Here is a 6,671-nt window from a genome sequence, read left to right as displayed (position 1 = left end):
AAATTGCTAATCGCGGGGCTAAAGCCAGCGCCTACAACGAACCGTAGCATGGCCTTTAGGCCATGGGTGTTAAATTGCTAATCGCGCGATTAAAGCCACCGCCTACAGCGAGCAAAAACATATCTCCTACTTATTTTCGTTTTTAAGTTTCAATTTAACCCTATACAGGTTATTTTTAATCCCGCTATAATTGCTATTTATATGTTTCCTCAAAGGGATTTTAGGATTTAGCTAGAAGTTTGTAATTAATATTTGTCGAACTATGTATCTAAGAAGACAAATATTAATTACAAAGTCTGATGAATATAGTGCTGTAGATTGATTTTGGGGTAAGCTTTGATAAAACTACTTTTAGTAGATGACCACGAATTGGTGAGAACCGGTATCCGTCGCATTCTTGAAGATGTTGCTGATTTTAAAGTTGTTGGCGAAGTCAATAATGGTGAGGAAGCGATTAAGTTTTGCCGCAACTCTCCACCTGATATTGTGCTTATGGACATGAATATGCCAGGTATTGGCGGGTTAGAAGCAACGAAGCAAATTATTCATTATGCCCAAGATTCAAAAGTAATAGTGGTTTCTGTGCATACCGAAAACCCGATTCCTGCAAGAGTGATGCAATTAGGCGCATACGGCTACATCACTAAAGGTACTGAACCGCAGGAAATGGTCATTGCTATCCGTAAAGTTTCTTCTGGTCAACGTTATATCGCGCCTGAAATTGCCCAGCAAATTGCCATAGGTCAATTAAACCTTAATGATACTAACCCTTTTGATCAGTTATCTCGTAGGGAACTGGAGATTACTATTATGCTTACCAAAGGGAGCCGAGTGCCAGATATTGCAAACAAATTAAATATTAGTGCCAAAACGGTTAATACTTACCGCTATCGAATGTTTGAAAAATTGAAAGTTGGGTCAGATGTGGAATTGACCCATTTAGCCCTGCGTCATAATTTAATCGATAGTAATCAACTATAAAAATTTGGCATGATGGATAAAGCAGTTCCTTTTGATCACAAAGGCTTTCTAAAAAATCTCACTTCAAAACCCGGTGTCTACCGGATGTATAATGATAAAAACGACGTTATATATGTTGGTAAAGCGAAAAATTTAAAAAAGCGTGTATCGAGTTATTTTAGAACCAACGTCGACAGTATCAAAACACAGTCGTTGGTCAGGCAAATTGCAGACATGGATGTGACTGTTGTACACAGTGAAACGGAAGCATTCATTCTTGAAAATAACTTCATCAAGAAATATAAACCTCGATACAACGTTGTTTTACGTGATGATAAGTCTTACCCCTTTATTTTCCTCTCCGAACATAGACATCCTCGTTTAGCATTGCATCGCGGATCAAAAAAGTTAAAAGGCTCTTATTTTGGACCATACCCAAGTGCTTGGGCAGTCCGAGAAAGTCTTAGGACTATGCAAAAGCTTTTTCCGATTAGGCAGTGTGAAGACAGCTATTATCGAGCGAGAAGCCGTCCTTGTTTGCAGTATCAATTAAAACGTTGTGCAGGTCCTTGTGTGGAAGGTTTGGTGACGGACGAGGAGTACACTGAACAAATTAATCTTGCGACCATGTTTTTGAAAGGCAAAAATCAGCAAGTTATTGAAAGTCTGGTGAATAAAATGGAGCAAGCCAGTAAAGAGTTGCGTTTTGAATCTGCCGGCCGCTATCGCGATCAAATTAGTGCCTTGAATAAAGTTCAAGAGCAACAGTGGGTGAGTGGTAACGAACAAGAGATGGATGTGTTAGGTTTTGTTTATCGTAACGGAATCGCCAGTATTCAAGGCTTATTTATCCGTGACAATAAGTTGTTAGGTAGTAAAAGCTTTTTTCCAAAAGTACCTAGCCAAACGACAGTAATGGAAATCTTACAATCCTTCGTTTTACAGTTCTATTTAGCTGGCAACAAAACCATCCCCAAACAAATTGTTATGCCAATGGGGTTAGAAGATGAAGACGCGATTACAAAACTGTTAAGTGCTGAAGCTGGATACAAGGTTAAATTTTACAAAGGTGCCAGAGACGAGAAAAAACGTTATTTACAACTGGCCATCACTAACGCTGAGAACGCATTAGAAGCTAAACAGAATCAACAAAAATCTGTGTTTGCTCGTTATTTGGAGTTGGAAAAGGTATTGGAGTTCGAGCAACCGATTCAACGAATGGAATGTTTCGATATCAGCCATACATCTGGCCAGCAAACTGTTGCCTCTTGTGTTGTGTTTAATCGTGACGGACCATTTAAAACAGATTATCGTCGCTATAATATTGAAGGTATCACCCCAGGGGATGACTACGCTGCTATGGCGCAGGCATTGAGCCGACGCTATAAACAACCTACTGACGAATCTAAAATTCCAGATATCGTTTTTATTGATGGTGGTAAAGGCCAATTAGCCCAAGCAGAAGCGCATTTTGAAAATTGGAAAGCCCCTAAAAAACCATTGTTAATTGGTGTGGCTAAAGGAACGAGTCGAAAACCTGGGTTAGAGACGCTTATTCTTGCTGGGAATCATGATACTATACCTTTGTCCGCCGATTCCCCAGCACTACATTTGATTCAACATATTCGAGATGAATCCCATCGTTTTGCTATCACCGGTCACCGACAACAGCGTCAAAAAGCTAAGCGCACCTCCGTATTAGAGTCAGTTCCCGGAGTGGGTGCTAAGCGGCGACAAAGTTTATTAAAGTACATGGGGGGAATCCACGGCGTCTTGCAAGCTAGCCGAGACGAGATATCCCGAGTGCCTGGAATTAGTGAAGAGCTTGCTGATATTATTTATGAGCATCTGCATTCTTAACCAAGACTCAAATACTGGAAAATTAAGCAAAGGTTAGATAGAAGTATGTGGACAATTCCAAATATTATTACCATGTTAAGAGTCGTACTCATCCCTGTATTTGTGGTGGTGTACTATCTCGATTGGGAGTGGGCCAGACAAGCTGGAGCATTTATATTCTGGTTTGCAGCGTTAACTGATTGGTTTGATGGTTACTTAGCACGGAAATTAAAGCAGTCTTCTGCATTTGGGGCATTTTTAGACCCAGTGGCAGATAAACTGATTGTAGCTGCCGCATTGTTAATGATTACCCATAGTTATAATACTGTGTGGATCACTATTCCTGCGATTTTGTTAATGTCGAGGGAAGTGTATATTTCAGCGCTGCGCGAATGGATGGGGCAACATGGTAAAAGTGACATCGTTGCGGTTTCATTTATTGGTAAAGCAAAAACCATGGCGCAAATGCTTGCGTTGATCGGTTTATTGTCTGAAATGGATTATTTCATGGGATTCCCCATCTATTGGGTGAAACTGGGTTACGTATTATTATATATTTCTGCGGTGTTGTCGGCTTGGTCGATGGTTTCTTATACAGTCGCAGCTTGGAAAAGCTTAACCAGTAATGAGCAATCTAGTATAAAATAAACACGGTTTGCTCGAAATTGATGCGTTTAAGTCATTTTTCGTGCAAACAGTACAAAATCATCATTTTTGTTGTTGACAGTTATCTCTTTGAATGTAAAATGCACGCCATCATTTAGCGAGAGCCAAATGTAATTAACTGAAAAGATTTAAAAGCAGTTAAATGCGGGAATAGCTCAGTTGGTAGAGCACGACCTTGCCAAGGTCGGGGTCGCGAGTTCGAGTCTCGTTTCCCGCTCCAAATTGGCGGAATGGCAGAATGGCTATGCAGCGGATTGCAAATCCGTGGATCTCGGTTCGACTCCGGGTTCCGCCTCCATAACGCCTCCTCATTTAGTATGAGGATTGGAAAACCCTCTCACAGGTTATGTGAGTTCATCCGATGCCCGGGTGGTGAAATTGGTAGACACAAGGGATTTAAAATCCCTCGATCGTAAGATCGTGCCGGTTCAAGTCCGGCCCCGGGCACCATTCTCTTTTTAGAGAATTCAGCAATACTTCTTCATTTAGGCTCTACCCTGTAAATGGGGGATCAGCATTCACCTTACTCGATTGATAACACCATTCCACCCACAATGGGTTATCACTCTTATTCTGTAATTTTCAAAATTTCTAAAACCATACGCTCTTCTCGATATCATTTCCATTTTGTTGTGGAAGCCTTCTGTAATGCCGTTGTTGCGTGTAAAGCGCCACATGGCAATGATGGGTTGTAACCATGAAGTTAGGGTTTTGGCCAGTGCTCGTAGTGGACTGTGATGTAATTGCTCAACTAGATCTAAAAAACCGGGGAGCTTCTTTTCCATCCGCTTTTCATTCATTGTCTTTAAGAGCATATATCTGATGAGCTTTTGTTTAACCTCATACAAGGTTTTTAGCACCGGATAATCAGCTAAGTAACGTTGTAAGTTAGCGTTATTATCTTCGTTCAGTCGCCACTGATGCCGCCGCATCAAACTCAGTAAACCTCTGTTCTTACGCCCCTCAGGGTGATGTTGCTGCCAGGCTTTTAAAAAGTGGTGGTTTATCAGGCGAACCACATGAAACCGGTCAGCAACTATCGTCGCATTAGGGAAGTACTTATTAGCAATGCTACGGTACGTCTCTGACAAGTCCATGGCGATTAGCTTAACGTTTTCTTTGCTGGGTAAGTGGCGCAGGTAACTACGTAAGCTCAACTCAGAGCGTCCCAGCTTCACATCAAAGACACTGCGATGCCGTAAATCCACAAACGTGGTTGCGTAGCCCTTCTTACGGGTGAAAAAGTGCTCATCAATCCCTAACATCTCGGGGCAAGGGCGACTGATAATCTCTTTGTATTTTTGACTGATGTGAGACTGATACCAACGCTCGACGGTGGTCGGGCTAATACGGTGTGTGCGTGATATACCACGCTGCGTGACACCGCCATGATGCGCTTCGAAGACTTCTAATCGAAAGCACTCCGACGCGCGATAGCGAGGACGAATACCCACAAACGGGTGTCTGAAATAGCGACCACAACACCGACAGTGATATTTAGGCACCTTAAGGTGCAACGTTAATACCTGATTACCTTGGCGCGTGTGTTTTACCGTGCGTTTATGCGTGGCTTTAATCCGTAATTGTCGGCTTTCACAATGCTTACATACCGGCTTTTTAGTGGGCCTTGCCCACACTTCAATAAAATCATGTCGATGAACACGTTCTATTTCTAACTCACTTATGCCTAAAATAGTACCTGCGTGGGACATCTGTACTCTCCATTAAATGATTCTTCGCAAAATCAGTTTAATGAATGCGGATGTCCCCCGTTAATGATGAAGAGCCTTCATTTATTTCATACTTCATACTTCAATTTGCGCGGACTTTAACAGTCGCTGTGTGTATTAAAATTTCCAGTTCAACAGTTAGCCATATCAGTTGGTTTTGTCGGTGGTGGCTTTAGCCCCGCGATTGTTAATTGATGTCCATGGCCTAAAGGCCATGCTACGGTTTTTGTAGGTGGAGGCGTTAACCTAGCGATTGTTAATTGATTAGATCAGGGATGTGTTTTACTCTGCTTTCTTTTATTTCAGACGTAACGATAACTGAATAACCTGTTATCTGTTCGACCTCATTAATGGAGTAGGATTACGATGCACTTTGTGCACTATTGGAAAAATATTTTACGGGATACAGGTAAATTGTGGTTGGATGAAAATGCCTTCAGTTATGCTGGGGCTCTAGCTTTTTACACACTGTTTTCGTTAGCGCCTATTGTCATTATTGCAGTCACTGTGATTGGCCTAGTTTTAGGGGAAGACGCCGCTCAAGGGCAAATAGTCGCTCAGTTTGCTGACATCATGGGCAAAGAGGCCGCTGCTGTAGTTGAACGTGCGGTAAGCCAATCTCGAATAGAAGCTTCAGGAATATTACCAACTTTACTTGGGGTTGGAGCATTGATGTTAGGTGCAACCACGGTATTTGGTCAAATGCAGTATTCTCTAAATTCAATATGGGGGGTAACCGCGAGTCCTGATCGCAACGGTTTGTTTTTGCTAGCCAAAAAACGATTATTTTCATTAATGGTGGTGCTATCAATCGGTTTTGTATTGCTTGTGTCTTTGCTACTTGGTGTAGCTTTGCGAGCCGTGCTTAATTACACCGCTGAGTTTCTACCATTCGTTGAAATGTTACTCGGAAGCGCTGAGTTTATCGTTTCATTGGCGATGATCGCACTGTTGTTTGCGACTATTTTTAAAGTACTGCCAGATGTCAAACTCAGTTGGAAAGATGTTATGGCGGGTGCTCTGGTCACCGCGATATTGTTTTCATTAGGCCGTTATGGGATTGCAGCTTATCTGGCTTATACCGCAACCGCGTCTGCCTATGGTGCGGCTGGTTCAGTGGTGATAATTTTACTTTGGGTTTATTATTCGTCGCTAATCTTGCTATTCGGGGCTGCATTTACCCGTGTTCATTTGGAGGCTAGAGGAAAATCTATAGTGCCGCGTAATACTGCAGTACGAATCGATAAACGAATAATGTCGTAGGTTTTCTGTTTCGTGTAAGCGCAGGATAAGAGGGCACAGACAGTCGGATTAGGCGGTACAAACAGAACGCCTAAAAATCATATGTACAACGAAGCCTTCAAATGGTGTTTTCACAGCGGTTCCCAAGACGGATCAAACCATCTTTTTAGATCTTAAGATGCAATGAGTTGTATAAGTTTAATGCACACAATGTGTGCATTAAACTATTGATAG

Annotated in this window: 5 protein-coding genes and 3 tRNA genes; 7 read left to right on the top strand and 1 reads right to left on the bottom strand. The window is 42.0% G+C overall.

The window, feature by feature from the left end; genetic code table 11:
• The first annotated feature begins 336 nt into the window (after window positions 1-336).
• The 6 genes from uvrY (at window position 337) to Q4567_RS07760 (ending at window position 3,915) form a co-directional block, all read left to right on the top strand.
• Entirely contained in the window at window positions 337-981 is a 645-nt protein-coding gene (uvrY, locus tag Q4567_RS07785) for a UvrY/SirA/GacA family response regulator transcription factor (protein WP_216046676.1), read from the top strand.
• Window positions 982-993: 12 nt separating this feature from the next.
• The gene (uvrC, locus tag Q4567_RS07780) at window positions 994-2,820 is read left to right on the top strand and encodes an excinuclease ABC subunit UvrC (RefSeq protein ID WP_303500002.1); all 1,827 of its coding nucleotides are present in this window, start codon (window positions 994-996) and stop codon (window positions 2,818-2,820) included.
• A gap of 45 nt (window positions 2,821-2,865) precedes the next feature.
• Window positions 2,866-3,447, top strand: a complete 582-nt coding sequence (gene pgsA / locus Q4567_RS07775) for a CDP-diacylglycerol--glycerol-3-phosphate 3-phosphatidyltransferase (protein WP_216046675.1) — start codon at window positions 2,866-2,868, stop codon at window positions 3,445-3,447.
• 162 nt (window positions 3,448-3,609) lie between these two features.
• A tRNA-Gly gene (locus Q4567_RS07770) sits at window positions 3,610-3,685 on the top strand.
• Between the two features lie 4 nt (window positions 3,686-3,689).
• Window positions 3,690-3,763: transfer RNA gene (locus Q4567_RS07765), tRNA-Cys, on the top strand.
• A gap of 65 nt (window positions 3,764-3,828) precedes the next feature.
• Window positions 3,829-3,915 (top strand) — tRNA-Leu (locus Q4567_RS07760).
• Between the two features lie 68 nt (window positions 3,916-3,983).
• On the opposite strand, the gene Q4567_RS07755 is transcribed toward Q4567_RS07760, so the two are convergent.
• On the bottom strand, window positions 3,984-5,177 hold the full coding sequence (locus tag Q4567_RS07755; protein ID WP_303499992.1) for an ISL3 family transposase: 1,194 nt from the start codon (window positions 5,175-5,177) through the stop codon (window positions 3,984-3,986).
• Between the two features lie 384 nt (window positions 5,178-5,561).
• Between Q4567_RS07755 and Q4567_RS07750 the strand changes: the two genes are divergently transcribed.
• Entirely contained in the window at window positions 5,562-6,458 is an 897-nt protein-coding gene (locus Q4567_RS07750; protein WP_216046674.1) for a YihY/virulence factor BrkB family protein, read from the top strand.
• The last annotated feature ends 213 nt before the right edge of the window (window positions 6,459-6,671 follow it).

Source organism: Aliiglaciecola sp. 2_MG-2023, from assembly GCF_030548145.1.
GTDB classification, from domain to species: Bacteria; Pseudomonadota; Gammaproteobacteria; order Enterobacterales; family Alteromonadaceae; genus Aliiglaciecola; species Aliiglaciecola lipolytica_A.
This window is presented reverse-complemented; position numbering and strand designations above follow the sequence as displayed.